The organism is Paenibacillus harenae DSM 16969, assembly GCF_000422465.1.
GTDB lineage: Bacteria > Bacillota > Bacilli > Paenibacillales > Paenibacillaceae > Pristimantibacillus > Pristimantibacillus harenae.
In genome coordinates, this window is record NZ_KE383845.1 from 16,501 (window position 1) to 34,475 (window position 17,975).

Sequence of the window (17,975 nt, forward strand, 5' to 3'; positions counted from 1 at the left end):
AGGATTGGCTTTCCGGTTAACGTTCAGGATTTAACCGTTCCGTTTCTGGAAATCAGCCATAAATTGCGCGAGCGCCTGGCAGCTTTCGAGCGGTACGGCATTGTAAGTCGATGCGCGGAGACCTCCGACGTCGCGGTGACCCTTTAAACCGACGAAGCCCTCCTGCTCCGATTCCTTCACGAACTTCTTCTCCAGCTCTTCGCTTTGAATGCGGAACGTAATATTCATCAGTGAACGGCTTTGCGGCTGCGCACAGCCGACGTAGAAGCCGCCGCTTTGATCGATGGTTTCGTAAATCAGTTTCGTCTTGTCGCGGTTGTATTGCTCGATTGCAGCAACGCCGCCTTTATCTTTGATCCATTGCAGCACAAGACTCACCATATAGACCGAGAAGGACGGAGGCGTGTTATACAGCGAGCTGCTCTTGGCGTGTGTTTCATAGCGGAACATGGCCGGAATCGTTTTCGGGCTTTCCTTCACAAGATCGTCGCGGATGATAACAACCGTAACGCCGGACGGCCCCAGATTTTTTTGCGCTCCGGCATAAATAACGCCGAATTTGCTCACATCGATAGGACGGGACAAAATGTCGCTCGACATGTCCGCGACTAGCGGGATGTCTCCCGTTACCGGAAATTCCGAAAATTGCGTGCCGCCGATTGTTTCGTTCGAGGTTAGGTGCAGATAAGACGCTTGATCCGGAACGACAATTTCCGACATTGACGGCATGCGCATAAATTTATCGGCTTCCGTAGTAGCGGCAACTACCGTATCTCCTACTTGCTTCGCTTCCTTAAGCGCTTTGTCAGCCCAAGCGCCTGTCATCACGTAAGCGCCTGGCTTGCCTGGACGGAGCAGGTTTAGAGGAAGCATTGCGAATTGCGTGCTGGCTCCCCCTTGAAGCAGCAGTACATGATAATTTTCCGGGATTCCGAACAATTCACGCAGCAGAGCTTGCGTCTCGTTATTCACCTGCTCATATAATGCGCTTCTATGGGACATTTCCATGATGGACATGCCGGCGCCCTTGTAATCGACAAATTGCTCCTGCGCTTTCTTCAGTACTTCCAGCGGAATTGCGGCTGGTCCTGCATTGAAATTATAAGCTCGTGTCATAATCGGTTCCCACCTTCGATTCGTTATACATGATATGGCTATGATAGCAATTTTAAAGAGCGCCATCAAGTATATTTCGCAAGTTCAACAAACAAAAAGTCGAACATATGACGATAAACCGACAAAAAACATTCGGATTTGAATGTTATAAAATATAAAAAGGGCCTCAGAGGAGGCCCTTCTCGTAGTATTCCAACGATCGGATTAGCAATCGTAGTAAAGACTGAATTCGTGCGGATGAACGCGGATTGAAACTGCTTTTGCTTCTGCACGTTTGATGGCAACATAGTTCTCAATGAATTCTTTCGTAAATACGCCGCTTTCCGTCAAGAAATCGGAATCCGCTTCAAGAGCGCTAAGCGCTTCGTCAAGCGTTCCAGGAACGCTGCGGATTTCTTTTTTCTCTTCTTCCGGCAATTCGTAGATGTTTTTATCGAAAGGACCATAGCCAAGAGCAACCGGATCAAGCTTACGCTTGATGCCGTCGATGCCGGCAAGCAGCATAGCCGCGAACGCAAGGTAAGGGTTAGCCGTGTTGTCCGGCGTACGGAACTCGATCCGGCAGCCTTTAGGCGTTACGGCCGCAATCGGAATACGAATCGCTGCGGAACGGTTGCCTTTCGAGAAAACAAGGTTAACCGGAGCTTCATAACCAGGCACAAGACGTTTGAACGAGTTCGTGCTTGGGTTCGTGATCGCGATCAGCGCTGGAGCATGGTATAGAATACCGCCGATGTAGTGCATCGCCAGTTCGCTCAGGTTAGCGTATGCGCCTTTGTCGTAGAACAAAGGAGTATCGCCGTTAAAGATGGAAGAGTGAACGTGCATGCCGCTTCCGTTGTCGCCGAACAATGGCTTCGGCATGAACGTAGCCGTTTTGCCGTATTGGCGAGCCGTGTTATGAATCACGTATTTGAATTTCATCAGGTTGTCGGCTGTCTTGGTCAGCGAGTCGAAACGGAAGTTGATTTCCGCTTGGCCAGCCGTAGCCACCTCATGGTGGTGACGCTCAACGCGCAAGCCGGTTTCTTGAAGCAGGCGAACCATTTCGCTGCGGATGTCTTGCTGCGAGTCAACCGGAGCTACAGGCACGTAGCCGCCTTTAACAGCAACTTTGGAACCAAGGCTGCCGCCTTCTTCTTTGCGGTTCGTGTTCCAAGCCGCTTCTTCGGAGTCAACGACGTACGAGGAAGCGTTCATCGAGCTTTCGTAGCGAACTTCGTCGAAAATAAAGAACTCAGGCTCCGGAGCGAAAAATGCTTGCGTACCGATGCCGGTCGTTTGAAGATATTCTTCAGCCTTCTGAGCGATGCTGCGCGGGTCGCGGTCATAGCGCTCGCCGTCCGGCGTATAGATGTTGGACATTACGTTCAAAGTCGGGTGATCTGTGAAAGGATCGATAAATACGGATTCCGGATCCGGCATCATAACCATATCGGATTGCTCAATACCGCGGAAACCGTGGATGGAAGATCCGTCAAAAGCTACCCCGTTTACGAAAGTATCCGCGTCGACCTCAGAAGCAGGAAGAGTGATGTGGTGCGCATGACCCAGAAGATCTACGAAACGGAAATCAACAAACTGAATGCTGTTTTCTTTAATAATGTCCAAAACATTTTGCACTGACATGAATAATTTCCTCCATTTCCGAACATTAGCGTGGTGATGAACAGTTATTGTTCAATAATTGCTCCAAATCCATGTCGTTATTATAAAACTACCGTTTCAACTCCGTCAATAGCTATGTAAGGTATTTTTTACGACTATGTTAGGTATACTTACAAGTTTGAACAGAAATTCACATTTTCGCTCAGGAATCGGCAATAAGAACCGTATAGCCATTTAGGAACAATGGCCATTCGGTTCTTTGCGGCGAAAGTGTATGCAAAATTAAATCTTCCACTCTTTGAATGCTTCAGCAGGCGCCTTCGGCGTATCGAATTGTTTGCCTACGATCGGGGCAAGCTGCTCCAGTTCCTTCAGGAGATTCGCGAACTGGTCCGGGAACAACGATTGCACGCCGTCTCCTGTCATCGAGTTATCCGGGTCCGTATGCATTTCGACGATAAGTCCGTTCGCACCGGCCGCGACCGATGCCTTCGACATCGGCTCTACCAATTCACGGCGTCCGGTTCCATGGCTCGGATCCGAGATTACCGGCAGGTGGCTGAGAGATTGAAGCACCGGAATGGCCGACAAATCAAGCGTGTTGCGCGTGTAAGTCTCGAACGTTCGGATTCCGCGCTCGCATAACATCACATTCGGGTTTCCGCCGGCCAAAATGTATTCCGCCGCATTAAGAAACTCGTCATAGGTAGAACTAAAGCCGCGTTTCAGCAGGACCGGGGTTTGAATCGTGCCGAGCTTGCGAAGCAAATCGAAATTTTGCATGTTGCGCGTTCCTACTTGGAGAATGTCCGCATATTCGGCGCAGACGTCGACATACTCCGGCGTCATTACCTCCGTAATCGTCAGCAGGCCGTGTCTCTTTCCTGCTTCCGCCATCATGACCAATCCTTCCACGCCTACGCCTTGGAAGCTGTAAGGTCCGGTACGGGGCTTGAAAGCCCCTCCGCGAAGCACTTGACCGCCCGCCGCTTTCACCAGCCGGGCAATCTCGTCGATTTGCTCCGGAGACTCGACCGCGCACGGCCCGCCCATGATGACAAGATTGCTGCCGCCGATTTTCACGCCCTTGATATCAATAACCGTATCATCCGGATGAAAGTCACGGCTGGCCAGCTTGTAGGATTTCGAAATTTTGATTACATTCTCGACGCCCTTCATTTGACGAAGATGCTCCGCAAGGGTCGGCTCCGCCTTGCCGATGATGCCGATAACGGTACGGTCCGTTCCTCTCGACACATGCGCCTGTACGCCGGCTCTTTCAATATGAGCTACAATTTCTGAAACCCGGTCTTCCGCAATGTTTGCATTCGTAATTACGATCATTTCGATCACTCCTATTGTTTTGGTTCATGAAGGTCCATTGCCAGTTCATGCTTCGCAAGAAACCTATTCGTGCTTCAACGCTTATACGCTTTATAGCTTTTATGCTTTTTGGCTTCTACGCTTTTAATCACTAAAGTAAATATACAGGAAGAAGACACACTTCGTCAACCTATAATTTTGGCTGAACACGGGCGCTAAAGCATAATGAGGAAAGCCCCAACTCGCCATGAAGCTAACTTCACGGACAATGTGATTCTCCTCACTATTTCATAAATGATTACTTTCTCAGCCCCATGTTCTCTAACTGCTTTTCTCAGCAGCCGTTGTCTTCGAAGTCGAGTTGTCCGCCGACTTGACTCGCACATTAGGAAGCAGCTTAGTCATGTTGACGGTACGCCGGATCTCCCACGTAACGGGATTGTTATGGTCGTACTGCTCCAAATAAGCAATTACCTCTTTCGTAAGCGGCGTGGGCGTCGATGCGCCCGAGGTTACCGCAACACGTTCGATGCCCTTCAGCCATTCCTGCTTAATTTCAGACACGTCGGATACCCGGTACGCCTTAACGCCCGCAATATCCTCGGAAACCTGCGCCAGACGGTTCGAATTGTTGCTTCGCGGGTCGCCTACGACAATGCAGAGCTGCGCCTCGCCAGCCTGCTCGGCCACTGCCTCCTGACGGACCTGGGTCGCCAAGCAAATTTCATTGTGAACCTCGGCATGAGGGTACTTCTCGACCAAACGATTAATAATATGACGGATATCCCATTGCGACATCGTCGTTTGATTCGTAATAATCAGCTTACCATCCGGTATGTCAAGCGATTCGATTTCCTCTTCGCGTTCGATCAGATGCACGCGTTCGGGCGCAACGCCAATCGCGCCTTCCGGCTCCGGATGCCCTTTCTTGCCGATATAAATGATATGATAGCCTTCCGCCGCTTTCACGCGGATAAGATCATGCGTCTTTGTGACATCCGGACAGGTCGCGTCGATGACGGACAGTCCCTTCTCTCTCGCGCGCTGGCGAACTTCAGGCGACACTCCGTGCGCGGTAAAGATGACGGTGCCCGTTTCAATCCGGTCCAATATATCGAGACGATTCGCGCCGTCAAGCGTTATGACGCCCTCCTTCTCGAAGGCTTCCGTAACATGGGCATTGTGAACGATCATTCCTAAAATATAAATGGGCCTCGGCAGCTCCAAATTTTTTGCGGTTTGCAATGCCAGCACCATCGCATCAACAACGCCGTAGCAATAGCCGCGCGGCGATATTTTAACAATTTCCAATTTCTGCACCTGCTTTCTTACCGGATGTATGTCATAGCCGCTACTCATCTACGTCATCCGCTGCTTCTATTATAGTCGAAGGAGACGTGTCGGAAAAGGTTATCGGCAGCCAGATCGTAAACTTCGTGCCGACGCCCTCGCTAGTCGTTACTTCTACCGAGCCTTGGTGCTCGTCGATAATCCATTTGGCGATCGATAAGCCGAGCCCGGTTCCGACCGTAACCCCTCTCGACTCATCCGCCCGGTAGAAGCGGTCGAAAATATGCGGAATCTCCTCCGGATTCATTCCGATCCCGGTATCCCGAATCACAAAGCCGATCTGCCGATCCTTGCGTAAGGCGCCGAGCTCGACGATGCCCTCCGGCGTATACTTAAAGGCATTTTCGATGAAAATGAACAACAGCTGCTGCAAATAATTGTGATTGGCCGTCACGCTTACGCCAAGCAAAGGGGATAGATCGCCGACCCGCCACTCCGCCGTCCGCGGAAGCAGCTGAGCCCTGCGCACGACTTCCTCCGTCAGCGGCATAAGCTCGAGCGGCGTTTTCTCCATCGTATAACCGGCATCCGCTCTCGCCAGTGACAGCAAATCGTTAACGAGCGTACTCATCCGCTTCGCTTCGGCGGATATGTCGCTCATCGCTTCCTTGGACATTTCGTATCGGTCCGCATCGAGCGGCAGCCATTCTCCGTTATGCTCGTTCAGGTTCGATGCGCGCACCTTCTCCCACATCCGCTCAAGCAGGTCGATGTTGCCGCGGATCGTCGTCAGCGGCGTTCTCAGTTCATGCGAGGCATCGGAAACGAATCTCCTCTGCGCTTTGTACGCTTCATCCAGTTCATTGTAAGCCAGTTCCAGACGCGACAGCATAATGTTGAGCGTGCTGACAAGCCTGCCAATTTCGTCTTTCGGACCGATGGCGGGAATTCGGACGCTGAGGTCGGAACCTTTCTCGATTTGTTCGGTTGACCGGATAACCCTTTCGATTGGCCGAAGCGCTTGACGGGCAATGAAGAGACCGGCTGTGAACGCAATTAGAACAACAGCTAGCGATGAAAAAATAAGGATCGTGCGCAGACCGTGAAGAAACCGTTCTTCGTTATGAGAAAAAACGCCGAGCTGAAGCAAACCAACTAACGTAGGCTCACCATTCAAGTTCACCACGATCGGGCGTTGGTACGTCAGCATATCATATTTTCCCTCTTTAAGAGTCACCTTAATTTTTACGAAACCTTCTTTTGGATTCGCTTTTACGTCTTCATAGGGGAACCGAATATTATTAAAGAATAAATTATTCGATTGCTGAATGGCGCCATCATTATAATTCACAATTTGAATAAACATGTCCTTCTGCACGATCGAATTTGAACTAGGATTCAAATTGATCTTATCCAGAAAATTTAAAGAAGGTTCAATATGAAAGTTATTATTCTGTACCCGAAGCTGTTCCTTTAAATCCGCATACGTATTCCAGTTGACGAATAAGTAAATCGCAACGCCAAATGCCAGCAGCGTGCCCGCAAGCAATCCCGAATACCAAAGCGTGAGCCGGAGCCGGATGGACATGCTTACCCCGCCTCTCCGCGAAGCACGTAGCCGGTTCCCCGCACCGTTTGAATAAGACGTTTCTTACCGCCTTCCTCAACTTTCTGCCGCAGCATCGCAATATAAACCTCAAGCACGTTGGACTCGCCGCTGAAGTCATAGCCCCATATTTTCTCCATAATCGCATCGCGCGTAAGCACCCGGCGCGGATTCTGCATGAACAGGAGCAGCAAATCGTACTCCTTAGACGTTAATTCAATCCGCTGTCCGGAACGGATCGCTTCACGGGCATCCATATCCAATATCAAATCTTCATAGATGATCTGATTGGCAGCCTGCTCGATCTTATCCGTTTTACGGCGCAGCAGCGCCCGGGCGCGCGCAAGCAGCTCTTCGAGGGCAAACGGCTTCACCAAATAATCGTCAGCGCCAAGATCAAGCCCCTTCACCCGGTCAATGACGTCATCCTTCGCCGTCAGCATCATAATCGGCACCGTGCTCCCGCTCTCCCGAACCCGCCGGCAAACCTCCCAGCCGTCTACCTGCGGCATCATCACATCGAGGATTAACAAATCCGGATCAGCCTTGAGCAATACTTTTAGGCCTTCCATCCCGTTAGATGCCGTCGTCACTTCATACCCTTCAAAAGCTAAGCTTCTCCGCAGCAAAGAAATAATTTTCTCATCGTCATCCACCACTACAATATGCTGTCTCATCCCTGGATCCCCCTTAATTGGCAACAAAAAGCGCAGAGCATGCTGTCTCTCTGCGCTTTTCAATAAGCTCTATTACCGCGTTATCCTGCTGCGTTAAACGTATTCTTATCTCCGATAACTACGTCCAGGTTCATCTCCGTGCCTTTGCGGACGATGTTCAGCTGAATTTTATCGTCGACCTTTTTCTCCTGAATAGCAGCGATCAGAGCTTGCGTGTTCGAGTACTTTTTGCCGTCAATGCCCGTAATGACATCGAACTGCTGCAGTCCGCCCATATAAGCCGGCGAATTATAGTATACATTGCGGACGATGGAGCCTTCAACCTTATCCATGCCCAGCTGCTTCGCAATATCTTCGGTTACATCCTGAAGCTCGGCGCCGATGAACGGCGAGGCTGGCTTCGGAATGGCTTTATTGTTTTTCAGGTTTTCCAGCACTTCCTGAATCGTGCTTGTCGGAATCGCGAAGCCGATTCCCTGCGCTTGCGAGCTGACAGCCGTGTTGATGCCGACGACCTCGCCGTTCACATTCAGAAGCGGTCCGCCGGAATTGCCGGGGTTGATCGAAGCATCCGTCTGCAGCAAGTGTTCATAATTGCGTTCGCCTTGAGCGTCTTGGATGTCGATCGGACGTTCCTTCGCACTAAGCACGCCTACCGTAACGGTGTGGTCGAAGCCGTAAGGGTTCCCGATCGCAATGACCCAGTCACCGATTTCGATGCTGTCCGAACTGCCGAGCGGAAGCGTCGGAAATGCTTTCTCGCCGGTAATTTTGATTACGGCCAAATCCAGATCATAGCTGGAGCCGAGCAGCTCCGCCGTGAAAGGCTCCTCATAGCCTTGAACGATGACCTTAATTTGATCCGAGTCGCCGACAACATGCTGATTGGTTAAAATGTAACCCGTCGACTCGAAGAAGAAGCCCGTTCCCATGCCGCTTTGCTGCATTTTTCCGTCTTGATTTTGTTCGGGCTGCGTCGTACCCGGGTAATCGTCGCCGAAAAACTGGCGGAAGAACGGATCGTCCAGCATACTGCTGCCGCCCGAATTACGTTTTGCCGGATTGATGTAGGTTTCGATCTTCACGACTGCCGGACTTGCCGTCTCGAACAACTGGGCAATGTTATCCGGTCTTGCTGCAACCGTCGCAGCCGACGTGCCGCCGCCGGCCGAAGCCGTTGAACCGCTCGTACTTGTCGATTCCGTCTTAGCAGCCGCAGTCTGCTCGGCTCCCGTAAACCAATTCTGCATGTCAGCCGTGTACATAAGCCCGCCGACTACCAGAACGCCTGCCAGGAAGGATAGAAATACGGCCCTGAATGACGTGCGGCGCGTCTCTCGTACCTGCCAAGTACCCTTGGCCGATTGCGCAGAGGGATTAAACGACCGGATTGGCGATTGCTGCGGTCTCCGGCCTTGTACTCCTTCCTCTTCCGCATTCGTCTGTCTATCGGACTCATCAGGTGAATCTGCCGATGTCATCATGGATCCCGTTGTGCCGTACGGCTGATCTTGAATGATTTTTGGCTTATCCGGCGAACTTGATGGATTCACGCCTGAATGATCATCCTGCGAATTCGGTCTGAACGGTCCGTAAGAATAGTAATAGGATGGCTTCTGCGTTTGCTCTTGAGGCTCCGCCTCCGAGTCATGCCGCGAATGGGATTCGCTGCCCTCGTTTCCTCCGGCGCCCTGCTCCTCGTTCGGCTTGCCAAAAAAATCGTCGTACCCCTTTTTGTTTTGATCGTCCATTAACGTTCTCCTCCTTGAATCATATTCCGTAAGGCATTCGAAGAGCTCGCTATCGAATACTTGTTAGTTTATTTATTTCTATCATGCACATTCTACCTTAAAACAAACTTAAAAGGAATTTAAACAGAAATAAAAAAAACATTCCAAGTGAATTTCTGGAACGTTTTTTTATCCAATATATAAGCCTTTATAAGTTTAGAACTTATGAATAGGCTTATATTTCTCCGCGATACGGATGTGTCCTCTGACTAGGACTCCGATAGGCGTTTCCGCTTGTAAAAGGGAGTATATTTCAGTGTATAATCATGCGTTCCACTTCGTGAACGGCATCCTTTGCCCGGTTCACCCAGCTGGGATCGATATGCGCGTCGGGATTGGACGGCGATTGGAATTGGTCAAATGTAGCGCCGAATACGCGGACGGAAGCCTCCGGATCATTGCCTTCCCGGTATTCGTGTTTCAGGACATACGGTTTGCCCATTCTGATTAACGCCTCATTGTCCGTGTCATCATTATCGATATGGCCGGTAATGACTTCGAACGGAATGCGCAGCCAGACCTTATGCGATTCGTCTAACGGTTTGTCGAAGGAGCCGCGGTCGTAATCCCAATTCCCGCCCAAGGCGAATTGATGCTGCTCAAGAATATCCTTCACTTCTAAAAAATGCTGCTCACGTGACTCAATCACGGATGAGATTGGAATCATGGCGGTTACTCCTTTACGCTTGCTTGTTAACTGACTGACAGCTAAAAGGTAGTATACCCGCCATAGAATGGATTATGTGCGGTTGGCCCAGCCTTTGCGGTGAGCCAGCACGGCAAGCTGCGTACGATCCTCCAGCTCGCATTTCATAAGCAGGTTGCTTACATGAGTTTTGACCGTTTTTACGCTGATATGAAGCTCTTCGGCAATTTCCTTGTTCGATTGTCCGTCGGCGATGAGCAGGAGCACTTCCTTCTCCCGCTCCGTCAAGCCCTCGTCGCCCGATTGGGCCGTACGCTGCCTCAGACCCCGAGTCAATGCCTGCGACACGTCCGCCGTCATGACAGGCATGCCTTTGAAAGCCCCGCTGATCGCATAAATCAGCTCTTCCGCCGAAACGGTTTTTAGCACATAGCTGACGGCTCCCGCTTCGATGGCTCCGTATACCTTGTCATCCTCAAGAAAGCTTGTGAGCATCACGATTTTCATATCCGGATATTTCGCCATGACGGCCCTCGTCGCATCGATCCCGTTCATGCCCGGCATCATGAGATCCATTAAAATAATTTGAGGACGATTTTCTTCCGGGCATGAGCTCAAGTAATCCAACGCTTCCTGACCGTCGCCCGCTTCCGCTATCACGTGCAGCTTCGGCTCCAGCATCAGATACGTCCGTAAGCCTGTTCGTACCATATCGTGATCATCAACGATCATGATCTTTATCGCATTCGTTCCATTAGGTTCGCTCATAGCGCCTGCTCTCCCCGCAACATTTTTGGTATCGTTACCTTCACTCTTGTCCCGCTTCCGGGCTTGCTTAAAATTTCCGCAGACCCGCCGAGCTTCTGCGCGCGCTCCTGCATCGTCGAAAGACCGTAGGAGCCCCGCTTCACCTCATCCGCTTTAAAGCCCGCGCCGTCATCCTGCAAAATCATAACGACCTGCCGTTCATTATCGGATAACGTCAGCGTGCAGCCTTTCGCTTTGGAATGCTTAACGATGTTCGCCATCGCTTCCTGCGCAATAAGAAAGAGCTGAAGCTCCTTCGCCTCGGTCAAACGCTCCTTCAACCGCCATTCCAGCTCGCCCTGAAGGTTGTTCTGGCGGCAATAGTCGGGAAACCATTTGTCTAAGGCCTCATATAAGGTTCGGCCTTCCAGTTCCATCGGCCTTAACTGCGCAATGAAATTCCGCATCTGCTTTTGCGCCAAATTCGACATGCTCACAAGCTGCTCCAGCACCGCATCGGCGCGTTCCCGGTCAACCTGCTGCAGCTTGGGAAGCGAGGAGGCGCACATATGAATCGCGAACAGCTGCTGGCTGACGGTGTCATGCAAATCTCTCGCGAGCCTTTTGCGCTCCTCCAATACCGCCGCCTCGTTCGAGGCCGATTCCGTCATGACATACTCCTCGCCCCGCATTTGCAGCCATTTCATCTTCTCTTCCATCTGCTCGGCAAGCTCATTGAACTCGCGGTACACCTCGTTGAAAGAATTATGTCCGCCTTCCGTAATCCTGACGCCATAATTGCCGTTAGCCGCTTGCTTTAGCGACAAGTGCAGCGTATCGATTCGGCGGCCGATCCGCTGCGCAGCCCAATAGCCGAAGCCTGCGCTCACAAGCAGGAAGACGGAGGCGGCCCACAGGCGCACTTCCGTCTGTCTCACTTCATTCACGAGTCCCAGCCAAGCCGCCCCCGCGAGTACGAGAGAGAAAACGGATGCTGCGACGAACATGCCGATCAGTTCCCATTTCCCGCTCCTTAAGAAACGGACCATCATCGCGGATCACCCTACCTTCGTCACGCGAACATCGCCGATAAACGTGCTGACGACGAGCTTGATTCTTTTGTCGGATTCGCTATAAAACGGCGATTGGATATTGATGTTGTTGAACATCCCGCCTTCCTTGCGGTCCAATACCTTTACGTCTCCCATAAAAGCGCTTGAGATCACCTGGACGGCGACATCAAAATCATTTGGAACATATACCTTCACGTCTCCGATAAAAGAAGAGATACAAATCTTCGTCTCTCCGGGCGCAACCTGCGCCTTCGTCAAATCGAGAACGGTATCGCCGATAAAGTGCGAAACATTCAGCGGCTTCAATTCCCAATAATCGTGGCCGATATGGATGTCGCCGATAAACCCGGAGCGCGTCTGTGCTTTCGGATCGCTGTGATTCCACCACTCGACATGCTCTTTGTGATGATGCTTCCATTCATGGGAGTTTTTCTTTGAGGAAGGAATTTCCTCATAAGGGTCGCCTTTGGCGTAATTTTGTTTCTCCTCTTGTCCGTTTGCCCCCAGCGGCTCTTTGGCCAAAGAGACCGGTTCCTTCGTCGGATCCGGATGCAGCGGGGGAGCAGGCGGCACAGACGGCTGGTCCTGATACGGCCGGTACGATTTCCATTCCTCCGAAGGCGGGCGGTTTCGCCGTGATTTCGGGCGCCATATCAGATTGATGCCGACTAGAATGACGATAACCGGCCACACATAAGGAATGATATCGCCGATCGACCATGCAAACCATTCCAGATTCCGTCCCAAGAAGACAAATCCGATGAGGATGACCACAGCCCCCCACCAGCCTGAGCCGGCACCGTGCGAACGATTGGTCAGCAGGCCCCTTATGCCGACAACAATAAGAATGACGGGCCAATAGGTGGAAAACATATCACCAATGTCAAAGGTCACATGACCCGTTTGCCGCAGCAAAAAGATAACGCCGACTGAAATGATTATTAATCCGGTAAATAACCGGCTTGCGAAATTGTTCAAGCAGCCCAGCTCCTTATAGTTCCATCGAAGTTTGATAGCTTTAGTATAACGGATAGCACCGGTCAGCAAACAGGTACGGCCGATTGAAATCGCAATCCGTCTCTAGACTGAGCTTTTGGTTGATTATATCCAATTAAAACCTTACATGTCATGAAACATTACGTAAATCGTTGACATAGTTAACTTCGTCTCTTTATAATGATGAACGGATTAGAATCAGAGATAAATCATACGCAGCACTAAGTGAACGGGAGATGAAGAAATGGACGTTTTAGAACTGTCGAAAGGACTTGACACGATCTGGGTCGTTTTGACAGCAGCGATGATCCTGCTAATGGAAGGCGGATTCGCCTTGCTCGAGGCAGGCTTCGTCCGACAGAAAAATGCGGTCAGCATCATTATGAAGGTATTCGTCGATATCGCCTTCGGCGCGCTTGTTTTTTATTTTTTCGGATTCGCTTTCATGTATGGACAGGATGCCGGCGGCTTGATCGGCACAACCGGCTTTCTTATTAATGGCGACTTGTCTCATATAGAATTAAATATTACGCACGAAACCTATTGGTTATTCCAGTGCGCATTCGTTATAGCCGTCATCTCCATCGTATCCGGAGCGGTTGCCGAGCGCATTAACTTTAGAGCTTATATTTTGCTGACGATCGCAATGACCGGCATCATTTATCCGCTTGCGGGCCATTGGGTTTGGTCAGGCAGCGGCTTCATCGGAAAACTCGGCATGATCGACTTTGCTGGCTCCGCCGTTATTCATGCATTAGGCGGATTTTCCGCGCTTGCCGCCGCTATCTTCATCGGTCCGAGAATCGGTAAATTCAGCGCTGACGGCAAAGTTAATATCGTACCGCCCTCCAATTTGCCCTTAGCGTCCGTCGGAGCGTTTATACTTTGGTTTGGCTGGTTCGGCTTCAACGCGGGAAGTACGTTAAGCGCAACGAACGGGGCAATCGGCCATATCGCGATTACGACGATGCTGTCCGCGGCCTCCGGCGGCGCGACCTGCATACTGTTCACGATGTTCCGTTACCGGAAGGCCGATCCGCCGATGGTCATTAACGGCTCGCTTGCAGGCCTGGTCGGTATTACGGCCGGCTGCGCCTTCGTATCCGATGGGGCTGCAATCGGAATCGGAGCCGTATCCGGCATCGCCATGGTGCTGGTCACCGAATGGCTGGAAAGCAAGCAAATCGACGATCCCGTGGGGGCATTTGCCGTACACGGCGTCAGCGGCAGCATCGGAACGCTTGCCGTCGGCTTGTTCGCGCTGCCTGAGCTGTCGGAAGGCGTCGGCAAAGGCTATTACGGATTGTTCTATGGCGGCGGCTGGAATCTCCTAGGCGTTCAAGCGCTTGGTCTCGTCATCGTATCCTTATGGGGGTTCACTTTAACATGGGGCGTCCTATGGCTTGTCCGCAAAATAATGCCTGTCCGCGTCTCCAAGGATGAGGAACTTGTCGGACTGGATGTCGGCATACACGGCGTTCCCGCTTACAGCCAGGAGCATGATTTCCTTGATATTGAACGTTTAAGAAACAGCAAATGAGAAGCTTTCACATTCCATAGGTTAAACAAAATAACCGTCTGAGCATCTAATGCCCGGACGGTTATTATCGTTCACTGTCATTATTCGTTCATTTCGCTTGCCAGCTCATAAGAAACGGATACGATATCCGTCGGAGCCGAGCCGTTCTGAATCGAACGGGCTTTCTCGATTTCGAGGCGGAGCGCCCGAACCTTCTCCATCGGCTTTCTTACGAAATGGATATATTCAACGGCCAGATGATGGTCGGGCTTCTTTCCTGTCAGTATCCTTCTTAATGTAGACATGGACTGGTAAGCGCGCTCTTCCATTAACCTGCGTTTCTCATAACGCTCTACCATCTGTTCAATTTCGGCAATTTCCTGCTCTTTCTTGGTTACATAAGCATCTATAAACGGAAAAACTTCTCCCGCCTTACGGTGCTGGGCAGGAATAGTAAAGCCAGTATGAATGATTGGATCTGTCATGAGAAATCACCTGTCTTGTCATGTTATTATTACTTACATATGTAATCATACAACATACAAGGAAGGTTGAAAACTATTTTTTTATGGATGCTTTTTCCCGATTCCTCTCCTGTTTCGGCTAAGAAAAGAGGAACCGCCAGGGTTCCTCATGGATTTAATCGTATTTCGACAAAATTTCTTGTTTACTTTTCCGCTTTTTGCTGAGCCGCATTAGCTGCTTGTTTACCGGCAGCAGCGTTATTTTGGTTGAATTCTTCAGCGAATTCCGCATTGAATTGTTGATTGTTTGCTGCGGCATTGTTGTTGTTGTTGTTTTGTTTGTTTTTAGCCATCGTATTCACCTCCCCGTGTTCATTGATTAGTATGGCATTCGGTCCATTTATTATACGGGCGGTTTACGATTCCAAATAGGTTTGCGGGATCGGTTTTCCGGCTTCCGTCGCCAGATTAATTTGATTAAGCCACGCTTGCGTAAGCTTGCCCGTACCCTTGCGCAGCACTTCTACCTGCACCGTTCGCTTGCCCCATTGCTCGTATACTTCTTTTATCGTTTCAAAATACAAATCGATGCGTTTGCCTTTAATCGCGGAGCCCGTATCCGCTACGACGCCGTAACCGTAACCGGGAATATACAGCAGGGTGCCGATGGGAAAGAGCTTTGTGTCGGCGGCGATCGTCGATACTTGATCCCTTCTCACCTTCACTCCCGAGTACGTAATCCCGTATTGCGGGTGGCCGGGGCTTTTGCCCGTCGATTCCTCACCGGCCGTATAACCTGTTGCGACAACCTCTATCGTATCGGGTTTGAACTTCTTCCCGCCTTGAGAGGCCGCTGCCGCTTGAATTAAATTTTTGCTTGCTGCCTTGCCGCCTGCCGCGCCTCCGAGCTTGGATGCCGCTTCGGCCGGCGATGAGCAGCTGCCCGTATGGAATGCGATGACGATAATCGTCAATAGCAGAAGAACGGGGAAACCTTTTTTCATATCAAAAAAGCTTGTAACCATCAGGGTGCTTCCTCCTCAGAAGAATAATGCCCCGATGGCCCAAGCTTTATGCGCCGAATTTTATTGTTCTTTACCTTCGATTTGCTGCTTCAACAGAGAGATCAGCTCTTTGACCGGCATTGAGCCGATATCGCCCTCGCCGCGCTTGCGGACCGACACGGCTTCCGCCTGCATCTCATTCTCGCCTACAACAAGCATATAAGGCGCCTTCTCGAGCTGCGCCTCGCGAATTTTGTAGCCCAGCTTCTCATTGCGGAGATCGCTTTCGACCCGGATTCCGCTTAATTGAAGCTCTTCAGCCACTTTACGGGCATACGCTTCATAAGCCGTCGATACCGGAATAACCTTTGCCTGTACCGGAGACAGCCACAGCGGAAGGGCACCCGCGAAGTTTTCCAGCAGGAATGCCGTCATTCTTTCCATCGTGCTTATGATGCCCCGGTGAATAACGACCGGACGGTGCTTCTTGCCGTCGTCTCCGATATATTCCAGCTCGAAACGCTCCGGTAGCAGGAAGTCAAGCTGCGCCGTCGACAGCGTCTCCTCTTTGCCCAGCGCGGTTTTAATTTGAACGTCAAGCTTCGGACCGTAGAAGGCCGCCTCGCCCTCCGCCTCGAAGAACGGAAGCTCCAGCTCCTCCACAACCTCGCGAAGCATGCGCTGGGACATTTCCCACATCCCGTCATTCTGGAAATACTTCTCCGTATCCTGCGGGTCGCGGTAGGACAAGCGGAAACGGTATTCCTTGATGCCGAAATCCTCATATACTTTGCGAATTAAATTCACGACTCGTGCGAATTCTTCCTTGATCTGATCCGGACGGCAGAAGATGTGCGCATCGTTCAATGTCATCGCGCGTACGCGATGCAAGCCCGTCAACGCGCCCGACATTTCATAACGGTGCATCGTTCCAAGCTCCGCTATCCTTACCGGCAGATCGCGGTAGCTGCGCATATCGCTCTTGAACACCATCATATGGTGCGGACAGTTCATCGGGCGGAGCACAAGCTCCTCATTGTCCATGACCATCTTCGGGAACATGTCCTCGCTGTAATGCTCCCAGTGGCCGGATGTTTTGTACAGCTCCACGTTCGCCAGCACCGGGGTATACACATGCTCGTACCCGAGCCTTTCTTCCAAGTCGACAATATACCTCTCCATTGTCCTGCGAAGCTTAGCGCCGTTCGGAAGCCATAGCGGCAAGCCTTGTCCGACCTCGCGGGAGAAAGTAAACATTTTAAGCTCGCGGCCCAGCTTACGGTGATCGCGTTTCTTCGCTTCCTCAAGGAAATGAAGATGCTCGTCGAGCTGCGCTTTTTTCGGAAACGCCGTGCCGTAAATGCGCTGCAGCATCTTGTTCTTCGAATCGCCGCGCCAATACGCGCCCGCTACATTCAGAAGCTTAAACGCTTTAATGCGGCCGGTAGACGGCAGATGCGGTCCGCGGCAAAGGTCAAAAAACTCGCCTTGATCGTACAGCGTAATAACCGAATCCTCAGGCAAATCGCGAATCAGCTCAAGCTTCAGGTTATCATTCAGTTCGGTGAAGATCGCAAGAGCCTCGTCGCGGCTTACGACGCGGCGGCGAATGTCCAGGTTCTGCTGCGTAATTTTTTCCATTTCCTTCTCAATCTTCGCCAGGTCCTCCGGCGTTAACGATTGATCCATGTCGATATCGTAATAGAAGCCGTCCTCGATGACCGGACCGATTCCAAGCTTTACATTTGCATCGCCATACAGACGTTTAATCGCCTGCGCGAGAAGATGGGCCGTACTGTGGCGGTATACCTCAAGGCCGTCCGCAGACTCCACCGTTACGATTTCAACCGCTGCGTCCGCGTCAATCGGCGCATACACATCGACCACTTTGCCATTTATTTTACCTGCGATGGCGTTTTTCCGCAGTCCCGGGCTGATCGAGCCTGCAACCTCTTCAATCGTTGTCCCTGCGTTATACTCCCTGACGGCCCCGTCCGGTAAAGTTACTTGAATTGCCATTTTCATTCATCCTCCTGATTATCAGTAAATCTGTAACAAGCTTATAAGAACGCAAAAAAAGCACGCATCCCAAAAAGGGACGAGTGCTTGTATGCTC

At 51.1% G+C, this 17,975-nt stretch carries 16 protein-coding genes; 1 reads left to right on the forward strand and 15 read right to left on the reverse strand.

Translation table 11 applies throughout. From position 1 onward, the window contains the following. Nucleotides 1–30: 30 nt before the first annotated feature. The 11 genes from serC to liaF all read right to left on the reverse strand — a co-directional run bounded on the left by serC (nt 31) and on the right by liaF (nt 12,854). Nucleotides 31–1,119, reverse strand: a complete 1,089-nt coding sequence (gene serC, locus H581_RS0127950) for a 3-phosphoserine/phosphohydroxythreonine transaminase (RefSeq protein WP_211231515.1) — start codon at nt 1,117–1,119, stop codon at nt 31–33. Nucleotides 1,120–1,320: 201 nt separating this feature from the next. Then, on the reverse strand, nt 1,321–2,745 hold the full coding sequence (gene glnA / locus H581_RS0127955; RefSeq protein ID WP_029192138.1) for a type I glutamate--ammonia ligase: 1,425 nt from the start codon (nt 2,743–2,745) through the stop codon (nt 1,321–1,323). A gap of 261 nt (nt 2,746–3,006) precedes the next feature. After that, nucleotides 3,007–4,068: a 3-deoxy-7-phosphoheptulonate synthase gene (gene aroF, locus H581_RS0127960; RefSeq protein ID WP_029192139.1), complete on the reverse strand. Its 1,062-nt coding sequence runs from the start codon at nt 4,066–4,068 to the stop codon at nt 3,007–3,009. 300 nt (nt 4,069–4,368) lie between these two features. Beyond that, nucleotides 4,369–5,358, reverse strand: a complete 990-nt coding sequence (locus H581_RS0127965; RefSeq protein ID WP_029192140.1) for a 4-hydroxy-3-methylbut-2-enyl diphosphate reductase — start codon at nt 5,356–5,358, stop codon at nt 4,369–4,371. A 40-nt stretch (nt 5,359–5,398) separates the two neighbouring features. Further along, nucleotides 5,399–6,925: a sensor histidine kinase gene (locus H581_RS0127970; protein ID WP_029192141.1), complete on the reverse strand. Its 1,527-nt coding sequence runs from the start codon at nt 6,923–6,925 to the stop codon at nt 5,399–5,401. A 2-nt stretch (nt 6,926–6,927) separates the two neighbouring features. Continuing rightward, complete coding sequence (locus H581_RS0127975; RefSeq protein ID WP_029192142.1) at nt 6,928–7,620, reverse strand: response regulator transcription factor; 693 nt, start codon at nt 7,618–7,620, stop codon at nt 6,928–6,930. An 80-nt stretch (nt 7,621–7,700) separates the two neighbouring features. Beyond that, nucleotides 7,701–9,371 (reverse strand): S1C family serine protease, encoded by a 1,671-nt coding sequence (locus H581_RS0127980; protein WP_029192143.1) that lies wholly within the window; start codon nt 9,369–9,371, stop codon nt 7,701–7,703. Between the two features lie 292 nt (nt 9,372–9,663). After that, nucleotides 9,664–10,077, reverse strand: a complete 414-nt coding sequence (locus tag H581_RS0127985) for a YugN family protein (RefSeq protein ID WP_029192144.1) — start codon at nt 10,075–10,077, stop codon at nt 9,664–9,666. A gap of 72 nt (nt 10,078–10,149) precedes the next feature. After that, entirely contained in the window at nt 10,150–10,824 is a 675-nt protein-coding gene (locus H581_RS0127990; protein ID WP_029192145.1) for a response regulator, read from the reverse strand. Beyond that, nucleotides 10,821–11,855, reverse strand: a complete 1,035-nt coding sequence (locus H581_RS0127995) for a sensor histidine kinase (protein WP_029192146.1) — start codon at nt 11,853–11,855, stop codon at nt 10,821–10,823. Before H581_RS0127995 ends, H581_RS0127990 begins: the two co-directional genes overlap by 4 nt. A gap of 6 nt (nt 11,856–11,861) precedes the next feature. Further along, on the reverse strand, nt 11,862–12,854 hold the full coding sequence (liaF, locus tag H581_RS0128000; protein ID WP_029192147.1) for a cell wall-active antibiotics response protein LiaF: 993 nt from the start codon (nt 12,852–12,854) through the stop codon (nt 11,862–11,864). 262 nt (nt 12,855–13,116) lie between these two features. Between liaF and H581_RS0128005 the strand changes: the two genes are divergently transcribed. Further along, entirely contained in the window at nt 13,117–14,412 is a 1,296-nt protein-coding gene (locus H581_RS0128005; RefSeq protein WP_029192148.1) for an ammonium transporter, read from the forward strand. A gap of 80 nt (nt 14,413–14,492) precedes the next feature. Here H581_RS0128005 and H581_RS0128010 read toward each other — a convergent pair whose 3' ends face one another. The 4 genes from H581_RS0128010 to thrS all read right to left on the reverse strand — a co-directional run bounded on the left by H581_RS0128010 (nt 14,493) and on the right by thrS (nt 17,878). Then, the gene (locus tag H581_RS0128010) at nt 14,493–14,876 is read right to left on the reverse strand and encodes a hypothetical protein (protein ID WP_029192149.1); all 384 of its coding nucleotides are present in this window, start codon (nt 14,874–14,876) and stop codon (nt 14,493–14,495) included. A 182-nt stretch (nt 14,877–15,058) separates the two neighbouring features. Further along, nucleotides 15,059–15,208 (reverse strand): hypothetical protein, encoded by a 150-nt coding sequence (locus H581_RS38125; protein WP_156889707.1) that lies wholly within the window; start codon nt 15,206–15,208, stop codon nt 15,059–15,061. Nucleotides 15,209–15,271: 63 nt separating this feature from the next. Next, a complete protein-coding gene (locus H581_RS0128020; RefSeq protein ID WP_029192150.1) occupies nt 15,272–15,880 on the reverse strand; it encodes a 3D domain-containing protein in 609 nt (202 codons plus the stop codon). 60 nt (nt 15,881–15,940) lie between these two features. After that, nucleotides 15,941–17,878 carry a threonine--tRNA ligase gene (gene thrS, locus H581_RS0128025; RefSeq protein ID WP_029192151.1) on the reverse strand — a complete coding sequence of 646 codons (1,938 nt, stop codon included), beginning with the start codon at nt 17,876–17,878 and terminating at the stop codon, nt 15,941–15,943. Nucleotides 17,879–17,975: the final 97 nt, after the last annotated feature.

Excerpts from the sequence above, each read along its gene's own strand:
- glnA (WP_029192138.1), bottom strand. The coding sequence starts at position 2,745 with ATGTCAGTGCAAAATGTTTTGGACATTATTAAAGAAAACAGCATTCAG.
- aroF (WP_029192139.1), bottom strand. The coding sequence starts at position 4,068 with ATGATCGTAATTACGAATGCAAACATTGCGGAAGACCGGGTTTCAGAA.
- H581_RS0127970 (WP_029192141.1), bottom strand. The coding sequence starts at position 6,925 with ATGTCCATCCGGCTCCGGCTCACGCTTTGGTATTCGGGATTGCTTGCG.
- H581_RS0127975 (WP_029192142.1), bottom strand. The coding sequence starts at position 7,620 with ATGAGACAGCATATTGTAGTGGTGGATGACGATGAGAAAATTATTTCT.
- H581_RS0127980 (WP_029192143.1), bottom strand. The coding sequence starts at position 9,371 with ATGGACGATCAAAACAAAAAGGGGTACGACGATTTTTTTGGCAAGCCG.
- H581_RS0127985 (WP_029192144.1), bottom strand. The coding sequence starts at position 10,077 with ATGATTCCAATCTCATCCGTGATTGAGTCACGTGAGCAGCATTTTTTA.
- H581_RS0127990 (WP_029192145.1), bottom strand. The coding sequence starts at position 10,824 with ATGAGCGAACCTAATGGAACGAATGCGATAAAGATCATGATCGTTGAT.
- H581_RS0127995 (WP_029192146.1), bottom strand. The coding sequence starts at position 11,855 with ATGATGGTCCGTTTCTTAAGGAGCGGGAAATGGGAACTGATCGGCATG.
- H581_RS0128005 (WP_029192148.1), top strand. The coding sequence starts at position 13,117 with ATGGACGTTTTAGAACTGTCGAAAGGACTTGACACGATCTGGGTCGTT.
- H581_RS0128010 (WP_029192149.1), bottom strand. The coding sequence starts at position 14,876 with ATGACAGATCCAATCATTCATACTGGCTTTACTATTCCTGCCCAGCAC.
- H581_RS38125 (WP_156889707.1), bottom strand. The coding sequence starts at position 15,208 with ATGGCTAAAAACAAACAAAACAACAACAACAACAATGCCGCAGCAAAC.
- H581_RS0128020 (WP_029192150.1), bottom strand. The coding sequence starts at position 15,880 with ATGGTTACAAGCTTTTTTGATATGAAAAAAGGTTTCCCCGTTCTTCTG.
- thrS (WP_029192151.1), bottom strand. The coding sequence starts at position 17,878 with ATGGCAATTCAAGTAACTTTACCGGACGGGGCCGTCAGGGAGTATAAC.